The 17,049-nt window shown below is 41.5% G+C and carries 18 protein-coding genes and 3 pseudogenes; 5 read left to right on the forward strand and 16 right to left on the reverse strand.

The window, feature by feature from the left end:
* Positions 1-170 precede the first annotated feature (170 nt).
* Positions 171-1,067 carry a DMT family transporter gene (locus tag HNQ34_RS00095; protein ID WP_183250753.1) on the forward strand — a complete coding sequence of 299 codons (897 nt, stop codon included), beginning with the start codon at positions 171-173 and terminating at the stop codon, positions 1,065-1,067.
* Positions 1,068-1,171: 104 nt separating this feature from the next.
* Here HNQ34_RS00095 and HNQ34_RS00100 read toward each other — a convergent pair whose 3' ends face one another.
* The gene (locus HNQ34_RS00100; RefSeq protein ID WP_183250754.1) at positions 1,172-1,723 is read right to left on the reverse strand and encodes a DJ-1/PfpI family protein; all 552 of its coding nucleotides are present in this window, start codon (positions 1,721-1,723) and stop codon (positions 1,172-1,174) included.
* 151 nt (positions 1,724-1,874) lie between these two features.
* On the opposite strand from HNQ34_RS00100, the pseudogene HNQ34_RS00105 reads away from it, so the two are divergent.
* Together HNQ34_RS00105 and HNQ34_RS00110 are read left to right on the forward strand one after the other, a co-directional pair.
* A pseudogene (locus HNQ34_RS00105) lies at positions 1,875-2,100 on the forward strand (fructosamine kinase family protein); the annotation flags it as partial.
* Positions 2,101-2,173: 73 nt separating this feature from the next.
* Positions 2,174-2,617: pseudogene (locus HNQ34_RS00110) on the forward strand (putative iron-sulfur cluster-binding metallochaperone); the annotation flags it as partial.
* 165 nt (positions 2,618-2,782) lie between these two features.
* On the opposite strand, the gene HNQ34_RS00115 reads toward HNQ34_RS00110, so the two are convergent.
* The 4 genes and pseudogenes from HNQ34_RS00115 to HNQ34_RS00130 all read right to left on the reverse strand — a co-directional run bounded on the left by HNQ34_RS00115 (position 2,783) and on the right by HNQ34_RS00130 (position 4,892).
* Positions 2,783-3,049: an iron-sulfur cluster biosynthesis family protein gene (locus tag HNQ34_RS00115; protein ID WP_183250756.1), complete on the reverse strand. Its 267-nt coding sequence runs from the start codon at positions 3,047-3,049 to the stop codon at positions 2,783-2,785.
* Positions 3,050-3,100: 51 nt separating this feature from the next.
* Positions 3,101-3,472 carry an ArsR/SmtB family transcription factor gene (locus tag HNQ34_RS00120; RefSeq protein ID WP_183250757.1) on the reverse strand — a complete coding sequence of 124 codons (372 nt, stop codon included), beginning with the start codon at positions 3,470-3,472 and terminating at the stop codon, positions 3,101-3,103.
* A 1-nt stretch (position 3,473) separates the two neighbouring features.
* Positions 3,474-3,902: pseudogene (locus tag HNQ34_RS00125) on the reverse strand (SRPBCC family protein).
* Between the two features lie 102 nt (positions 3,903-4,004).
* A complete protein-coding gene (locus HNQ34_RS00130) occupies positions 4,005-4,892 on the reverse strand; it encodes a LysR family transcriptional regulator (protein ID WP_183250758.1) in 888 nt (295 codons plus the stop codon).
* Between the two features lie 124 nt (positions 4,893-5,016).
* On the opposite strand from HNQ34_RS00130, the gene HNQ34_RS00135 reads away from it, so the two are divergent.
* Entirely contained in the window at positions 5,017-5,901 is an 885-nt protein-coding gene (locus HNQ34_RS00135) for a DMT family transporter (RefSeq protein WP_183250759.1), read from the forward strand.
* Between the two features lie 48 nt (positions 5,902-5,949).
* Here HNQ34_RS00135 and HNQ34_RS00140 read toward each other — a convergent pair whose 3' ends face one another.
* The 10 genes from HNQ34_RS00140 to HNQ34_RS00185 form a co-directional block, all read right to left on the reverse strand.
* Entirely contained in the window at positions 5,950-6,570 is a 621-nt protein-coding gene (locus HNQ34_RS00140) for an NUDIX hydrolase (RefSeq protein ID WP_312856082.1), read from the reverse strand.
* A 49-nt stretch (positions 6,571-6,619) separates the two neighbouring features.
* The gene (locus HNQ34_RS00145) at positions 6,620-7,600 is read right to left on the reverse strand and encodes an ABC transporter permease (RefSeq protein ID WP_183250761.1); all 981 of its coding nucleotides are present in this window, start codon (positions 7,598-7,600) and stop codon (positions 6,620-6,622) included.
* On the reverse strand, positions 7,593-8,501 hold the full coding sequence (locus HNQ34_RS00150) for an ABC transporter ATP-binding protein (RefSeq protein ID WP_183250762.1): 909 nt from the start codon (positions 8,499-8,501) through the stop codon (positions 7,593-7,595). The genes HNQ34_RS00145 and HNQ34_RS00150 overlap by 8 nt, the downstream gene beginning before the upstream one ends.
* Complete coding sequence (locus HNQ34_RS00155; protein WP_183250763.1) at positions 8,498-9,292, reverse strand: SGNH/GDSL hydrolase family protein; 795 nt, start codon at positions 9,290-9,292, stop codon at positions 8,498-8,500. The genes HNQ34_RS00150 and HNQ34_RS00155 overlap by 4 nt, the downstream gene beginning before the upstream one ends.
* Positions 9,293-9,453: 161 nt before the next feature.
* The gene (locus HNQ34_RS00160) at positions 9,454-10,416 is read right to left on the reverse strand and encodes an MBL fold metallo-hydrolase (protein WP_183250764.1); all 963 of its coding nucleotides are present in this window, start codon (positions 10,414-10,416) and stop codon (positions 9,454-9,456) included.
* Positions 10,417-10,915: 499 nt separating this feature from the next.
* Positions 10,916-12,280 carry a type I glutamate--ammonia ligase gene (glnA, locus tag HNQ34_RS00165; RefSeq protein ID WP_183250765.1) on the reverse strand — a complete coding sequence of 455 codons (1,365 nt, stop codon included), beginning with the start codon at positions 12,278-12,280 and terminating at the stop codon, positions 10,916-10,918.
* Positions 12,281-12,540: 260 nt separating this feature from the next.
* Positions 12,541-13,110, reverse strand: a complete 570-nt coding sequence (locus HNQ34_RS00170) for a DUF6036 family nucleotidyltransferase (RefSeq protein WP_183250766.1) — start codon at positions 13,108-13,110, stop codon at positions 12,541-12,543.
* Entirely contained in the window at positions 13,097-13,330 is a 234-nt protein-coding gene (locus HNQ34_RS00175; protein ID WP_183250767.1) for a hypothetical protein, read from the reverse strand. The genes HNQ34_RS00170 and HNQ34_RS00175 overlap by 14 nt, the downstream gene beginning before the upstream one ends.
* Positions 13,331-13,600: 270 nt before the next feature.
* Positions 13,601-13,996 carry a gamma-glutamylcyclotransferase family protein gene (locus HNQ34_RS00180; protein ID WP_183250768.1) on the reverse strand — a complete coding sequence of 132 codons (396 nt, stop codon included), beginning with the start codon at positions 13,994-13,996 and terminating at the stop codon, positions 13,601-13,603.
* Positions 13,997-14,255: 259 nt separating this feature from the next.
* The gene (locus tag HNQ34_RS00185; RefSeq protein ID WP_183250769.1) at positions 14,256-14,456 is read right to left on the reverse strand and encodes a cold-shock protein; all 201 of its coding nucleotides are present in this window, start codon (positions 14,454-14,456) and stop codon (positions 14,256-14,258) included.
* A 374-nt stretch (positions 14,457-14,830) separates the two neighbouring features.
* Between HNQ34_RS00185 and HNQ34_RS00190 the strand changes: the two genes are divergently transcribed.
* Complete coding sequence (locus HNQ34_RS00190; RefSeq protein ID WP_312856083.1) at positions 14,831-16,153, forward strand: arsenic transporter; 1,323 nt, start codon at positions 14,831-14,833, stop codon at positions 16,151-16,153.
* Between the two features lie 33 nt (positions 16,154-16,186).
* Here the strand turns inward: HNQ34_RS00190 and HNQ34_RS00195 are convergent, their stop codons facing one another.
* Entirely contained in the window at positions 16,187-16,855 is a 669-nt protein-coding gene (locus HNQ34_RS00195) for a DUF2642 domain-containing protein (RefSeq protein ID WP_183250770.1), read from the reverse strand.
* Positions 16,856-17,049: the final 194 nt, after the last annotated feature.

The raw sequence follows: 17,049 nt of genomic DNA on the forward strand, positions 1-17,049 counted from the left end.
ACGTCCACAAAAAAGGCTGGAGCGTTGAAGTCTCTAGCCTTTTTGCAGCTTATACAAAACGATAAATTTCTTCTTTCATGAAACATTCTTCTCATACCATTTTTTATCTAAAACGAAGCAAAATTTAGTACAATAAAACATATCAAAAAATGGAATAGGAGCGAAACGAAATGCGTGAGAAACTCTTTTTAGTATTAGCCAATTTGTTTTGGGCAGGCAATTATGTGTTTGGAAAGTATGTGATTGAAGAAACAGGACCTTTGTGGCTGACGTTTATTCGGTGGAGTGTGGCGTTTGTATTTCTTCTTCCGATCTCTTATAAGCTAGAGCGGCCGCGTTATCGCGAAGTGTTCAAACAATGGTGGTTGCCGCTGCTTATCACTGGCATTCTCGGTATTATCGGCTATAACTTACTTTTATACGGAGCGCTTGAGTACACATCACCAATGAACGCCGCCATCGTCAACGCATTGAATCCGGCGATTATCGTCATTTTATCGTATTTTCTTTTAAAAGAACGAATAACATGGATCAATATGATCGGGTTTGTCGTTTCGCTCATCGGTGTCTTATTTATTTTAACAAAAGGGCACTTGGAGTGGATTTTCCAAACAAGCTATAATCGCGGCGATTTGATGATGCTTATTGCCGGTGTCGTGTGGGCGCTTTACTCGATTATTGGAAAAAGATTGGCCGTTCCCCCGATTACGGCAACGACTTGTTCTGCGTTTTTTAGCATCGTTTTGTTGATTCCGTTTCTTTTCTTTGATGAATTTCCGCTGAGCGGATTAAGCAAACGCGGAATTATTGGCATTAGCTACATTAGCCTTTTTCCGTCGGTTCTCTCATTTCTGTTTTGGAACACGTCTGTCAAAAAAGTCGGGCCGAGTTATGCGGGCGTTTATTTGAATTTCATTACTCTGTTTACCGCTATGATTACGTTTTTATTAGGCGAAACGATTTCAGTCCCACAACTCATCGGTGGTGTGTTTGTGCTAATGGGAGTGTATCTGGCCACGAATGTTCCAAAGACAGAAGTTTCAAACTCTAAAGATGCCACCGCTTAAACTAAATACAGAAGGGTGCCTCAAAGTGGTAGGCACCCTTCTGTTATCTATATCATCGAGCAACATTATTGTATTCCATTTGCGATTCAGCGTCTTTTAAATCACTATTGAAGCAAACGAATGAATTCGCGCATGAAAACTGGTAAGTCTGGCCAAGCATGAGCAGAAACGAGATTTTGGTCGACGTGAGTCGTGTTGTCCGATACATAGGTTGCACCTAATGCCTCAACACCTGGTTTGCATGCGATGTAAGCAGTTAAACTTCGCCCTTTTAGCACATCTGGCATCGTTTCAAAAATGAGGGATGCATGGCAAATAGCTGCGATCGGTTTATTTGCTTCAAAAAAGTGTCTAACAATCCGTTGAAGATCCGCATCCAAACGAATATACTCCGGTGCGCGTCCGCCTGGAATAACTAATCCGTCGTATTGAGATGGATCAATGTTGGCAAACGCTGCATGTGCCTCAATCAAATACCCTTGCTTTTCAACATACGTATCCCAATCGGCAAAATCATGGACCACTGTATGCAGTTTCTTTTTCTTCGGCGCAGCAATCGTTACATGATAGCCTTCTTCAAGCAAACGATAATATGGATAATACACCTCTAATGCCTCTACCGCATCGCCCGCTACAATCAATACATTTTTGCTCATGGTGACGCCTCCCTTACCTATTTTTGTATACATTTCTATCATAATAAAAAAACGGAAAAAGCGAAAGAAAAATGTTTGTCGAAATATGACGATACAGGAAATTTTTATTTTGTTGTTGTACGGTGATCTTCGGGACACAATTTGGATTTAAAACGGTGTTTCTTATTTAGTTGATCCCGCTGGTTTTTACGGACATTACGAATTTGAAATCGCTTTTACCGAATTGTTTGATGGGCGAACGTATGTCACTCTCTTCCGACTATCATGATCGAAAGCAACTGTACCAACTTTTTTACTTGCTTGTGCATTTGAACTTATTTGGAGAAACGTATGACAGTAAGGTCGACCACGTTTGGCGGCGATATGCGGGCAAATAACGAATCAATTGGGTTATGTTGCTTTGTACAATGGATTATAATAGAGTTAAAATAACGTAGGGAGCGATGGACTATGGAAAGCTGCTGTCAAATGCCAGTCAATGAATCGTCAATCATGACGAATTGTCCCGTTTGTCATCTCAAGGGAAAGCGTGTTCCGTTGATTACGCTAAAATCATTACTCAAACCAACCTCATTAGAAACGATCAACCATGAAGAATGTTACGCTTTTTGCTCTAATCCGTCATGCGAAGTAGTCTATTTCAGTCACTCAAAAACGTTTAGTAAAGATATGCTAAAAGTGCGTGTGTACCAAAAGGATGAAGGGTTGGATGTGCCGGTTTGCTATTGCTTTAATTGGACACGGGAACGGATCATCGAAGCGATGCAAGACAACGAACGCCCGACTGATCATATTCGCGAACAAGTTCAAGCGGGTCGGTGCGGCTGTGAAGTGAACAATCCACAAGGCTCTTGCTGTTTAGGGAATGTTGCGGCATTTATGAAAACCGTAAACACGAACCATACACCGAATACGAACGAATGTTTCTTTCACAAAAAGAAAAAAGCAACTCCCTCTACCTATCGTTTGCACGATTGAGGCGGGGGACTTCTTGCCTAAAAACGTTGAAATAACAAAAAAACAGGGAGCCTGAATGTTAGCCCCTGTTTTTTTATTGCATTACAGTCCGACTAAAATAAGTTGAAGCCCTTCTTCCGTCTCTTCGACATCAAGCATAATGTTTTCGAGAATGGCCATAGCCTGCTCGTCCATTGCCACTTGAATGCCGTTAATCGTTTCAATGCGATCGGTCGGTTGTGGTTCGTCTAGTGATAGTGCTATTTCAGGATCGCCATCCCCGTTGGTTATGGACAAGCGAATTCCTTCTTTCCCGTATTCTTTCAATATTTCTTCTAACGCATATTTAGCTTGAGTAGTGATCGTCATATCAAAATTCTCCTTTATGGTCGTCAAAGTAGATTACCAGTTGTTCTGCTTTCATTGTTTATTTTTCTTGTATTTGTTCATATCAGTAACTTCTGCAACATGTTTTTCTATTTCTACATAATGTTGAAGCATCGCCAGTTTGTTTTCCCAAAACTGTTCATAAAAAGACAGCCATTGTTTCAGTTCACACAAGGGATTCGGATCTAGACGATACCGCGTTTCCCGGCCGGTTTTTCGCTTTTGGACAAGCCCTGCTTCTGCTAAAATGCGTAAATGTTTCGAAACAGCGGTCCGGCTGATCGGGAATTGTTTGCTGATGGCAGTCACGGACCATTCCCCGTCCGCCAACAATTGCAGCAACTTGCGCCGAGTAGGATCAGCAATGGCATGAAAAACATCATGCTTTTGCGATAAAGCTGCCATATTAAACCTCTACATAAGCACCTAAAGATTGGAGAAGCTTTTTCCATCCATGATCCATTCGGTCGCGTACAATCGTATGAGCTTCTCCGAATTCGGTCACTTTGTCCAGATCCCATCCGGAATGAATGAGCGTCAATTCCGTTTGTTCCCCCAATTCTTTCAGTTCAAACGTAACCGTCCAATCTTTGCCCCAGCGGAACGAAAGTCGGTAAGGTGGATCGACTTCTGTTACTTGGCAAGGGGACATGCCAAAAGGGCCGGCATTCAAATGAAAGTGATGTCCTACAACTGCTTAAAAGTCATTCGGCATAAACCAAGCAGCCAAACCTTCCGAGGTAGCAACCGCCTGCCACACTTTTTGAATCAGGGCGCGGAATACGACCGTTTGCCGAATGTCAGGTAGTGTAGGTTGAGTTTTCTCTAGTGTCATGGTGGTTTCCTCCAAATAGATTTTATGAAACCAAATAGTTTCGTTTTTGATTATATGAAACATTTTCGTTTCACGTCAAATTTCTCGGCAATCATGTTTGATTTAAAAGTCGAATAAGCATTGCGCTTTTAGCCACGATTTGACGCAATCGATCAACTTTTTGGCGGCCGGTGAAAGATGTTTGAACGAAGCTGCCGCAATGCCGATCGTCCGGTAATGGTCCCCTTCTAAATCGATGACGCGGATGCGTTCCGGCATGCGAAATAAAACCATTTCCGGAAGAATACTAATGCCGAGTCCGTGCTCGACCATCGCCATAATCGCTTGTTCTTCGACGACTTCATACTTTATTTTCGGCGATATCCTGTTTTCCTTTAACATTCTTCTTACATCATGGTCGCTCCCCCACTTTGGCATAATAAACTCCTCTTCCTCAATTTGATGAAGCGCAACAACCTCCTGCGCGGAGAAAGGATGATCTTTAGGAACGATGCAAACCATCCGATCTTTTTTGAGAGGAATCGTTTCGAGCGATTTTGAAGCTGATACAGATAAAAAACCAAAATCAACTACCCCGTTGGAAATCCAATCATGAATTTCGTCGTAATCTCCTTCGAACCATTTGATGTCAATCGAAGGATGCTTCGTGTGAAACATTTGGATCACCCCAGGCAGCCATTGTGTGGAAACGCTCGTAAAGGTGCCAATTCGTACCGTACCAGTTTCTAATCCGTTAATCGCGGCGACTTGCTGTTTTAGTTGTTCGTTCCAATGTAAAATCTCACGAACAATTTTTAATACGTGTTCCCCATTGCTAGTCAAACGCACTCCGGAACGGTCTCTTTGCAGCAAGAGAAATCCCCATTCTGCTTCTAAACTCGCGATGGCATGGCTGACCGCTGATTGCGTCAAACCGAGCGCTTCTGCTGCTTTTGAAAGGCTCCCTGCTTCCACAATCGTGTGAAACACTTCCAATTTCGTAAGCGACATCGTTCTCCCTCTTTTTATATGAATTTTTTTCATTTAATAGATGATAAATATTCATTTTTCTTATGTCAATGGTACATGTATACTATTCAACAAACAATCTGTTCTACGAGGGGATGATCCAACGATGCGTCAAACAAAGGCGAATCTGATGTTGGCAGTAGTGACTGTATTTTGGGGGGCGTCTTATTTGTTCATGAAGATGGGGCTTGATTATGTCCAGCCTTTTAACTTAATTGCCTTGCGCTTTATGATTGCGTTCTTTTTATCGGGCATTATATTTTATAAACGTTTGCTGCAAATCAATATACAAACGATCAAAAACGCTTTAATCTTAGGCACGGTTTTATTTTCCGTCTTTGCTTTTGTTACAGTCGGAGTTCAATCGACATCCACTTCCCATGCAGGCTTTTTAGTAAGTTTAACGGTGATCCTCGTTCCATTATTTTCTGCAATTTTGCTCAAAAAAAAGCCTGCAAAACGGGTTGTGATCGGAGTTTGTTTGGCCATGATCGGAATTGCTCTTTTAACATTAAAGGGCGGATTCACGATGAAACTTGGAGACTTACTGTGTATATTAGCGGCTATATGTTATGCAACCCATATTATCGTGACAGGACAGTTGACTCGAAACGATGATTCGGTTGCGCTTGGCGTATTGCAGCTTGGCGTTTGCGGAGCGCTCGGCATGCTCGTTTCCTTTTTAAGCGAATCACCAACACTTCCGGCGCATAGAGAAGCTTGGTTTGCTATTTTATCATTGAGCGTATTGTGCAGCGCGATTGGCTTTGTCGTACAAACTGTTGCGCAAAAATATACAACCGCTACCCATGCCGGTCTCATTTTTTCGCTGGAGCCCGTTTTTGCAGCGCTATTCGGATACTGGTTTTTAGGGGAAATTTTATCATTAAAAGGGTATGTAGGGGCCACGTTCGTGCTCGCAGGCGTTTTATATGCTGAAGTTCAGATGGAAAAGCAGAGTCTAAATAAAATTTCGATAAAAAAAATTTGAAAAGCACGCGAAAAATCCACCTCCTTTACTTCAAGGGGGTGGATTCCGTCACTCGGAACGAATGACATCAATAAAATGATGAACGATTTTGGCGGTTAAGCCCCAAATAACCTTATCTTCGTAATAATAAAAATATTCCTCGATTTGCCGCGGGCGCCAACGGTAGTTTTTTCCGTCTGGAATTTTGTCGAACGGAAAATTCGGTTCGGGCTGCGCTTGAAAATGAACGTGGTATACTTCCGGCTGCGTTTGTTGGAAAAATGATAGCGGTACGGTAAAGATTTCCGCGACTTCTTCGTGATTCGGCTTAATGAGATGAGACCGAGACAGGCTAGCGACAAATGGATAAACAATCATGCCGAACGGGGAAATGAGATAATCGAGCGGGAAGACGTTGGAAATGGATGATTTCTCCACCCCCAACTCTTCACACGTTTCCCGAATCGCCGCTTCTTGTTCATTCCGGTCACATGCGTCCACTTTCCCGCCGGGAAAACAAATTTCCCCCGGCTGTCTTCGCAATTGAAAAGAGCGCACTTCAAATAAAATATGAATCTCATCATTTTTTTCGATGAGCGGTAAAAGCACCGCGTATTTTACGAACTCGTTCATTCCGATAGGCGAAGGTGTTCGATGTTGCAATTTTTGGATAATCTGTTCCATATCAATCCCTCTTTCTACCACCTTCCTTCTCCCCTTCAGAGCGAGAGGGAAGACATTAATAGACATCGCGTTTCGTAAAGACGAGAAAAGAAATGAATAAAGCAGCTATTCCCCAAATGGCTAAGACGCTCATCGAAAATCCAAGCGTCATGCCATCGATAGGTGGTGCAGTTCCGCTGATGTAGTCGGTCAAACGAAGATTGACCATAAATAAATATTTCGCCGATTTCCAAGAAGAAACCATGTTCGATAAAATGGCGCCAGAAATGAGCGCGGCTAACATAATACCCATGACAGCGGCCGTGCTCCTCATCAACACCGACAACATAAACGTCAATGTTCCGACTACTATCGCCACAAACCAAGCGAGCCCAAGCTCGATAAGTAAATATTTCCATTGTGAAAGCAAATGAACGTTTGTTGTATCTAATTCTTCACCGTGCACTGCAAATCCTGTTAGCAAAGGCAAATTCCAGCCGCTATATCCAAATACAGTTCCAGAAATGAGATAAGAAAGGAAGACAAGCGACAATACGATAAAAGAAACCGATAAAAGCATAGCGATGTATTTACTTAATAATATTTTCCATCTTTTCACAGGCCTCGTCAGCAACAACTTAATCGTCCCTCCGCTTGCCTCTGACGATACTAAGTCGGCGACCACCACCATGACCATCAACGGAAGAAACAATTCAATCGAGTTTTCAACAAACATTCGCATAAACGTCGGAGCGCCTGGTGCCGATGGATTAATATTGTGGTCTAAGTAGTATTGTTGTTGCTGAAGGCGAATTTGTAAAAATTTGCGCCATTCTTCCGAGATGCCGCTTGAATTCAGCCGGTTTTGCGTATCGATAATTTGCTGTTGAAGCTGCGTGCGCCAATCATTGGTTCCCAACCGTTTTTGCACTTCTTGGACGTGTTTCAATTGCGCATATGTAAAAAGCCCGACAAGTACGGCGATAATGGCCGCAATAATGAAAAGCCGTTTTTTGCGGACAATTTTCAACATTTCGTTGTACACGAGATTAATCAATCGTCTCACCTCCCGTCAGTTCAATGAATAAATCTTCAAGCGTCGGCAGTTTCGGTTGAATTTCACTGACACGGATGCCTGCTTGCACGAGCTTTTCGTTCCAAGCAGACAATTGACCCGCTTCGTAAAACGTGACAATCGCGTCGTCTTTTTCACCTAGCACGGTCGTTTGTTCCGCTAATATTTTTTTTGCCTGATCAAGCGGCGCTGCTTTCCAATAGACGCGGGCCTGTTCCTTTAATAAATTTTCGACAGTGTCGATGCGAATAATTTCTCCTTTGGACATAATCGCTACTCGGTCACACATGAGTTGAATTTCGCTTAATAAATGGGAAGACACGAGCACACTTAATCCTTCTTTCTCCGCTAAAAACCGAATAAATTCCCGCATTTCGCGAATGCCGGCAGGGTCTAGTCCGTTCGTCGGTTCATCTAAAATCAGCACTTTCGGATTCCCTAATAGCGCTTGTGCGATGCCAAGCCGTTGCCGCATTCCTAACGAATACGTGCGGACGCGGTCATGGATACGGTTTTGCAATCCGACGAGTTCCACGACTTCGCTAATCCGTTCTTTCGGGATGTTAGGCACCATGCGCGCAAAATGTTCAAGATTTTCCCACCCGCTCAAATAAGGATATAACTCCGGATTTTCAACGATGCAGCCAATATGGCGAATCGCTTGCGAAAATTGGCGGCGTAGATCATACCCGCAAATGGAAATATGACCAGATGTCGGTTTGATTAAACCGACAAGCATGCGGATCGTGGTCGTTTTTCCCGCTCCGTTAGGGCCTAAAAAACCGAACACTTCCCCTTCGCGCAATGTGAAAGAAAGCCCTTTAATGATCTCTTTTTTTCCGATTGTTTTTCGTAAACCTTGAACAACCAATGTGTCTGTCATTTTCTTTCCCCTTTCGTGAACGTAATAAGTGAGGCCACCCGTTCACCGATGAGCTTGTATCCTTCCTTGTTCGGGTGAAACTGATCGCTGTAAAGATACTCGTTCGCATGAAGTTCGAATAAATCGTATGTTGGCACCGCAATGATGTTTGGATAGCGTGCCGCTACTTCCGCTGAATCATAATTCCATTGGCGCACGATTGCAGACGTTGTTTTGGCGTTGTTTAACTGATTAAACGGGTTGTAAAGGCTAATATAAAAAACAATCGCCTGCGGATTGACGGTTCGAATCGTTCGGAAAATCGCATCTAAATTTCGAAGGTAAGATGCTTTCGTTTGGTTGATACGGGCGATCGAAAAGTTTCGGATCGTTTCCCCTCCTTGAAATAAATCGTTTCCGCCGATTGTCATGAAAACAAAATCCGCCTGTTTGAGTTGGCGCTGGACTTCGGCTTGTTGAAGCTGTTTGACAAGTCCTGCGGATCGCTGTCCTTTAATCGCTAAATTAGTCACTTGGATCGGTTGTTTCGTTTTCGTGCGCAGCTCGTCCAAAATATATCCGACATATCCTTTCCCTGTTTCGTCACCGGTGCCGCGCGTTAATGAGTCGCCAAGCGCAACAAGATGGAGCTGTTGATCGTTGGCGGTTTCTGTTTGACTAGTAATTTCTTTTCGAAGCGGAGTCGCTTTATGAAAAAATTGATCTTGAACCATTACGCCAAGTCCAAAGATCCATAGTCCGCTTGCGACGATTGAAAGAATGGCAATGATTTTGACGATGTTGCTGTTCACACAATCACCCTTTCTGAAAACAACTGTTATTTTCATCATACACCACTTTCTTATTATAAGCATAATCATACACCATTAAGAAAAGCTGAGGTTGGAAGCCGAATCTAGACAGGGATTCAAGATTTTCTTATCAAAAAAAGCGGCGCATATCGCAACCGCTTTCATTCGGCGAATCGTTTTTGCCAATAATCAACCATTCCCATCGCACAAACGCTTAAATCCAGATGGATGACTTGGTAAACGTCGGCGTGGCGCGGCACGCAACGCTCATCCAAGTAAGGTTGCACAAGTTCCAAAAATTCCTTCGTGACCGCTTTTGTTTTTTCTTCAAACGAAGCGAGAGATTGTTCATTCATGACTCGTTCGCCCGCCTCTACAAATTTTGGAAGCCAGTAGCGCAATTGCTCAAATACTGCACTTGGATGTTCGGACACGCCAAAATGCCCGAAATAAATCCGGTCCGGCTTCATTTCCTCTAGCCGCTTTGCTGAGTGAAGCATAACATTTGGATCAAACTGGTTTGGCGAAGTCGAAGGCAAGTAAAGCTCTACTCCGTATTCAAGCAGTTGGGGATAAAACACTCCAACCGTGTCCCCCGTGAAAATTCCGTTGCTGAGGGAATCATAAATAGAGAAATGATGATTCGCATGCCCCGGTGTATCGAAAAATGTTAACGTGCGATGTTCGCTAAGCTGCAGCGTATCTCCATCTTCTTTGACAATTAATCGATCTTCCGGAATCGGTACAATTGGCTCGAACAATTCGTCAAACTTTTCGCCATATACTGCTTTCGCCCCTTGAATGAGCCTTGAAGGATCGGCTAAATGCCGCTTCCCTCTTGGATGAACGATGACGCGGGCATTTGGGCATTTTTCCAACAGCAAACCTGCCCCGCCGGCATGGTCCAAATGAATATGGGTCACGATGATGTTTCGAATGTCCGCAGCATTCAATCCTAAAGCTTCTAACCCTTTCAACAAATGAGGTATAGATGGACTTGCGCTCGTTTCAATAATCGTCAACTCTTCTTCGTGAAACACATATGTACCGGTGCGCTTAGCAACCCCTAAATCAAACAAATCGATCAATGAAATGCCATGACCTAAATCAACGGGTTTATGCATCATACCATCTCCTGTTTTTATATTTACAGAATATTTTACCAAATTAAAGAGATAATCTCTATAATAACAAATAAAAAAAGACATAAACGATTGCATTACCAAGGGAGGCTAATTATCATTTATCGTTTATGTCTCATACTAATTGAGTGGTGATTAATTTTTTATTATTCTGCTACACTAGTGTTGATTATCCATTATTTTACTAAAAAACATAGAATCATATGGCTGAACACAAGCTTTTCTGCCTCTTTCCTCGAACAAGAACGTCGACGGGCCCCGCAAAGTGTTCATTGTTCGAGGAGGGCATGCTGTACGCATGCCCAGTCGGCAAGCTGAGCTTAGCCGACTACGGCAGAAAAGCTAGGAATATAGCGATATCAACTAGTTTTTAGTGGTTAATCAGCACATCTAACTATACAAATAAACGTAATATAGTAAGTTCATAAAAAAAGCCACTGAAAAGATTGACTTTACAATCTTTTCAGTGGCCGTTCTCTTTTTAGAATTTCGCTTGATATTGTTCGATTTCCCAAGCGTGTACAGCTGTGCGGTAGCTGTCCCATTCTGCTTTTTTCATTGCCACATATTCACCGAAAACATGATCGCCTAACGTATTGCGGCCGATCGTGCCGTTCTCAAACTCTTCGATTGCTTTTCCTAAGCTGCCAGGAAGATTTTCGATGCCAAGTTCCGCACGGCGCTCTTCTGTCATGTGGAAAATATCTTCGTCGATTGGAGCTGGCGCTTGCAATCCTTTCTCTACCCCATCAAGACCTGCCGCAGCGATAATCGCAAACGCTAAGTATGGGTTCGATGATGGATCTGGGCAACGAAGCTCGACGCGAGTTGCTAAACCGCGCTTCGCTGGAATACGAATGAGCGCTGAACGGTTCGACGCTGACCAAGCGATGTAGCACGGCGCTTCATAGCCCGGCACAAGACGTTTGTACGAGTTGACTAACGGGTTAGTTACCGCAGCAAAGCTTTTCACGTTTTTCAATAAACCAGCGATAAATTGGTAGGCTGTTTCCGAAAGTTGGTTTTCATCGCTCGGATCAAAGAACGCATTTTCGCCGTCTTTAAATAAAGACATGTTAACATGCATACCAGATCCGTTAATGCCAAACACCGGTTTTGGCATAAATGTCGCGTGAAGCCCGTATTTGCTCGCGATCGTTTTCACGACCCATTTGTATGTCGTAGCGTTATCTGCTGAACCTAACGCATCCGCATATTTGAAGTTGATTTCATGTTGGCCTTCTGCCACTTCGTGATGAGATGCTTCAATCGTAAAGCCCATTGCTTTTAATGCGCGGTAAATTTCTAAACGAACGCGCTCACCAAGATCTTTTGGCGATGGTTCAAAATATCCGCCGTTATCTTGCGGTTGTGTCGTCGGATTTCCGTTTTCATCTGTTTTAAATAAGAAAAACTCTAACTCTGGACCAACTGAAATGGTATAGCCTTTTTGCGCCGCACGTTCAACTGTTTTTTTCAATACGTTACGCGGATCGCCCTCAAACAATGTTCCGTCGGGATTTGTTACCGAACAAAGGAAACGCGCTTCCGCATATCCTTCTTCGACTGTCCAAGGCAATACGGCGAACGTATTTAAATCAGGAAGAAGGTAAAGGTCTGAACGGTTGATCGGAGAAAAACCTTTGATGGAAGAGCCGTCGAACATAATTTTTCCTTCCACCACATCGTCCAGTTGCTCAGCTGTTACCGTCACATGCTTTAAAACGCCTTCAATGTCTACAAATTGTAAATGTAAAAGTTCTACATGTTTTTGTTTGATTGTTTCTTTAATTTGCTCAAGAACCGCTGTCTGATCGTTTGTTTGAGAAGATACAACTTTAGACATGTCACATAACCTCACATTCGTACGTATAGTTTTATAACATGATTCTATTATATTGAAACATTTCAATTTTGACAATACCTTTTTTAGAAATCTTTCTGTATTTTTATAATTTTTTTAGAAAACGTTTTCATTCTAAAAGTTTGATTCGTTTTATTGATAAGAAATATCTTCCAAAACCCTTCATTGGTTACAAATGCATATTTATGCTTATTTTTTTATAAAAATAGTAAAACCAACCTTTCTACATCAGGTTGGTTTTATTACATTGTGTATGACTTGATCCATTTCTCTAAACGTTCTACTGTTTGATCGACTTTTGCTGTTTTTCTCATATAATCTAAATCTAACCGTTCAAAATGAAGAAAAAGCATTCTTCTTCCCCATTCGCAATCAGAAGTGGATTTCCAATGAACGCAAGCTCGTAGTCTATCTAAAATAATATCTTCAATTCCAATGACGTATACCTTTAAATGATCATCTATCTGTAACTCAATAATTTTATCATAATCAGCATCTTCTAACATATCGTTTGGAATTTCAATGCTTACCATTAATTCCTCGTGATACCAATGACGTCCCTCTGGAATGAACCCTAATTGAATAAGAATATCATTAGCAAGTCTCCGATCGCTGACAATGATATCAATGTCAACTGTAGTGTAGTCACTTCTAGTATAGATCTCTACTGCTAACCCACCAACAATAATGGGACGTATACGATAAGGTTCCAATAATTTTGTCAAAATAGCCGTTACTTGTACCATTTTTTCAAACGAGTTTTTTGCGGCAAGTAATCGAATTTTTTGTTTTGCTTCTTCAATCGAATTCATAATACCACACTCGCTCTTTTAAATATTTAACCTTTCCTTCCTCTTCAGCTTTTTTCCAACGTTTCATACATAGATCATCCAATATTTTTATTTCGTCTGCAGTGCGGGGTCTGGTACGTATTTTCCTCTCCGGTGCTTTTGTTCTTAATATTGTCCGATCCACATGGCTTTTTTTCTCAAAAATCCATTGATTTAATTCGGAAAAATCTACTTTCTTCATCGAATAATCACTCCAAGGTTTTAGCTATATTCTTATTATATCAAAATTTCCTTATATCAAATCCTTTTCTTTTCCATCGGAATTCCTTCTGCTTGAGCATACACTGTCACATATCGGTGAGGATCAACAAAAAATAAAGAGGCTGACTGAAAAGGTCGCCTTCCCTTAAACGGAACACAACATATAGATTTTTTCGTTGTTATTCATACGTATATGTAGTGTATGCATATAGTGTAAAAAAGGATGTCCCGTCACTTTTGGGACATCCTCTTACTGTTTCTTCGCCTTGCAATGCGCCCTCCACGAACCCGATTCGATAAGAGGAAGGTGCGCTGCTTTTTCACGTGTATAGACGTATACATATCCTTCGATGTCTTGCTCGCAGTCTTTGATCCAAACGCGCTCGTATTCATTATTGTCGCGGCCTTCTTCATAATCTTCCAACATGTCCATTTGTTTGATTCCTTCTTCTGTCACCGTCAGCCATTCACCAACGACCTCTCCCTCTTCGCTAATAACAAGCGCAGGATACGCTCCGACATCATAAAGCTGCCCTTTTACTTTTCCGGGTTGCACCTTTTGCAAATAAGGAGCTGCGATATGATGATTGGCTTCGCCGACCAGCAGCGTACCGTAAACAAATACGCGATACGTTCGTTCACTCATCCTTCTTCCCCCTCGTATAGTAAGTTTAGAAAGATTTTTTAATCGAATTTCCATTTAAAAACTTGTTCCTTGATAACCGAATATTCTACTAGGGTGATTCACCCATTATTACCATACCGAAAAACGTAAAACAATGGAAGCCCTACCTCTCATCCATCCTTACAGCTCCGAAGCTGCGCCAGTGTGAATTCCGTTTTCCTAAGATGCCAAAAAAAAAGCGGTTCTGCCAAAAGCAGAACCACTTTTCGTAACCAAGTTTTTATCCTTTTCGTACGTTCGCCGCTTGCGGACCACGGTTTCCGTCGATAATATCGAATGTCACTTTTTGTCCTTCTTCCAGCGTTTTAAAGCCATCGCCTTGAATCGCGGTAAAATGAACGAATACATCGTTGCCGCCATCCATTTCGATAAATCCAAATCCTTTTTCTGCATTAAACCACTTTACTGTACCTGTGTTCATGTGAATTCCTCCAAAACAAATTAAAGATTGACCATCATTCATTACTCATAAAAACATAAAAGCCGTGCCATCATCGTAAGGAAGGCTTGCTAAGAGGGCCTTCTCTTCCGATGAGGCACGACTTACAACGATCCTTGATATAACGAACTGAATGGTACTTAGTAAATAGTACACGATAAATTTACAAAAGTCAATAGCGAACGAATGTGGATTTTGTAGAAATTGTGAGAATCGCGTAGTACAAGTTCTGTTTAAGACACATATATATACAGTACAAACGCGCCATATAAACGTTTGAAAGGAATGGTTACAAATGAAAAATTTTTGAAACAGCAGGAAAGAAAGGGGGGATTGGGATGACGACAGTAATGACGATCTTCGCCTTTTTCTTCACGATGATGTTTATTTATTGGAGGCCAAAAGGAATCAATGAAGCGATTCCAGCCACGATCGGTGCAGTGATGGTGATCGTCGGCGGAGCGGTTAACATTTCAAATCTTATCGACATTAGCACAAAAGTGAGCGGGGCAGCGATCACAATTATTTCGACTCTTGTGATGGCGCTTGTTTTAGAAAGCATCGGCTTTTTTCACTGGATCGCTACGATTCTTGCCAATCGGGCAAACGGTTCCGGCATTCGGCTGTTTTGGTACACGAATGCACTTTGCTTTCTCATGACGATTTTTTTTAACAATGACGGAAGCATCATGATTACTACCCCTATTTTGTTATTGCTTTTAAATAGCTTTCAACTAAAAAAACACGAAAAACTCCCGTATTTAATGAGCGGGGCACTGATTGCGACCGCCTCAAGTGCTCCGATTGGTGTTAGCAATATGGTGAATTTAATTTCCTTAAAAATGATCAACATGAATTTATATTTACAAACAGCGATGATGTTTGTACCTTCGATGTTTGGACTGTTTTTTTTGCTAGGTATGTTATTTCTAGTCTTTCACAACGAGATTCCAAAAACGCTGCCCCCGATGACTGTTCCGATCACGCCCCGTTCGTTCTTTCATCATCCTCTCAAAAATCGTTCCGTCCATGATTATATGAAAGTGTCGGAAAAGAAAATGAAGCTAATCCTCTTATTTGTTTTAATCGTTCGAATCAGCTTGTTTGTTGCTTCTTATATGCACATTCCTGTCGAAATCGTCGCACTCGCAGGGTCGTTTATGTTGTTAGGCTGGCGATGGTACGCTTTAAAGATGAAACCGTATGATTTGTTAGTCAAAGCACCTTGGCATATACTCGTGTTTGCGTTTGGGATGTATGTCATTATTTATGGGTTAAATCATATTGGCTTTGGATATTATTTAGTGCAGCTATTGCAGCCACATGTTGCGAACCTATTTCAGTCAACTTTCATTATAGGAAGCACGTTATCCATTTTATCGAACGTATTTAATAACCATCCTGCGTTAATGATTGGAACGTTGACATTGACAGAAATGAATATAGAGCCTGATATTTTAAAAGTTGCCTATTTAGCTATGATTATCGGAAGTGATATCGGTTCATTGCTTTTGCCAACAGGGACGTTAGCGACTTTATTATGGATGCATATTTTAAAAAAATATCACTACCACATTCTTTGGTCGACTTATATAAAAATCACGTTGCTTGTGATTCCTCCTACTGTAGTGTTGACGCTTGTAATGCTGTATCTTTGGGTTTCCCTTCTTTTTATTTAAAGAACCCCTCCTTGTCAAAGGAGGGATTTTTGTTTATGGAAAATGAACAGTTTTTAAGTGAATCACTTTCCAATAGACCGATTCCCCGCTGGCGGTGACAAGCTGGACAATGTTGTTTTGCACTTGTTTTAACAGCCCGATTTTCATTGGGTGATCCCCTAAATCAAAAATGACTAAATGGCCTTCCATTTTTTTCAGCTGTTCTTCTAACGATCGTTGTAAGGCAAGAGAAGTCGGCTGTACGGGCAATACGTCGTTTCCTAATGTGTAAGGAGTGATGTTTTTTTGATAAGGAGTGAACCATTTTAAATGATTAAGCGAAATGAGCATCGTTTTATATACAGGAGAATAGAACACAAAATAATCATTTAACACGCTCGTAATATAGCCGTGGATTGATTTGTTTCCAATTACATAAATTTCCACAAAACGGCTTTTGGCGTTCAATAATGTTTTTCGATATGAAATCATCGTTTCTTCGTTGTGCAAAGGAACTTCTGGAAAAGGACTTGTGATTTGAATAGTTGGGTCAATATGAAGCTTAATGTGATGAATATGCAAGTGAGGAATGTACAAATACTCTTTTCCTGTATAAATCACGACAATATCAATACCAAAATCAACAAGCACCCCTTGAACAATCGTTCCTCCAGAAACTTCTAGTTTTATTTGTTTTCCAAGTAATGATTTTAATTGATCCATGTTCCCCATCCTTTTTACTTCAAACGAGTGACGAACATACGGCATACTTTATTTATCATGCTTGTCATCTTTCTCTTGTTTTTTCCGTTTCTCGTCTTTGTTTTTTTCTTCATCCTTTTTCTTTTTTTCATCCTTGTCATCATCTTTTTTCTTCTCATCTTTGTCCTTTTCTTCGTCCTTTTTCTCTTCTTTTT

Origin of the sequence: Anoxybacteroides tepidamans (assembly GCF_014201465.1) — a bacterium.
GTDB lineage: Bacteria > Bacillota > Bacilli > Bacillales > Anoxybacillaceae > Anoxybacteroides > Anoxybacteroides tepidamans.

Bases quoted from the DNA above. Each gene is read 5' to 3' on its own strand.
- HNQ34_RS00095 (WP_183250753.1), top strand. From the start codon at position 171: ATGCGTGAGAAACTCTTTTTAGTATTAGCCAATTTGTTTTGGGCAGGC.
- HNQ34_RS00100 (WP_183250754.1), bottom strand. From the start codon at position 1,723: ATGAGCAAAAATGTATTGATTGTAGCGGGCGATGCGGTAGAGGCATTA.
- HNQ34_RS00115 (WP_183250756.1), bottom strand. From the start codon at position 3,049: ATGACGATCACTACTCAAGCTAAATATGCGTTAGAAGAAATATTGAAA.
- HNQ34_RS00120 (WP_183250757.1), bottom strand. From the start codon at position 3,472: ATGGCAGCTTTATCGCAAAAGCATGATGTTTTTCATGCCATTGCTGAT.
- HNQ34_RS00130 (WP_183250758.1), bottom strand. From the start codon at position 4,892: ATGTCGCTTACGAAATTGGAAGTGTTTCACACGATTGTGGAAGCAGGG.
- HNQ34_RS00135 (WP_183250759.1), top strand. From the start codon at position 5,017: ATGCGTCAAACAAAGGCGAATCTGATGTTGGCAGTAGTGACTGTATTT.
- HNQ34_RS00150 (WP_183250762.1), bottom strand. From the start codon at position 8,501: ATGACAGACACATTGGTTGTTCAAGGTTTACGAAAAACAATCGGAAAA.
- HNQ34_RS00160 (WP_183250764.1), bottom strand. From the start codon at position 10,416: ATGCATAAACCCGTTGATTTAGGTCATGGCATTTCATTGATCGATTTG.
- glnA (WP_183250765.1), bottom strand. From the start codon at position 12,280: ATGTCTAAAGTTGTATCTTCTCAAACAAACGATCAGACAGCGGTTCTT.
- HNQ34_RS00170 (WP_183250766.1), bottom strand. From the start codon at position 13,110: ATGAATTCGATTGAAGAAGCAAAACAAAAAATTCGATTACTTGCCGCA.
- HNQ34_RS00175 (WP_183250767.1), bottom strand. From the start codon at position 13,330: ATGAAGAAAGTAGATTTTTCCGAATTAAATCAATGGATTTTTGAGAAA.
- HNQ34_RS00180 (WP_183250768.1), bottom strand. From the start codon at position 13,996: ATGAGTGAACGAACGTATCGCGTATTTGTTTACGGTACGCTGCTGGTC.
- HNQ34_RS00185 (WP_183250769.1), bottom strand. From the start codon at position 14,456: ATGAACACAGGTACAGTAAAGTGGTTTAATGCAGAAAAAGGATTTGGA.
- HNQ34_RS00195 (WP_183250770.1), bottom strand. From the start codon at position 16,855: ATGGATCAATTAAAATCATTACTTGGAAAACAAATAAAACTAGAAGTT.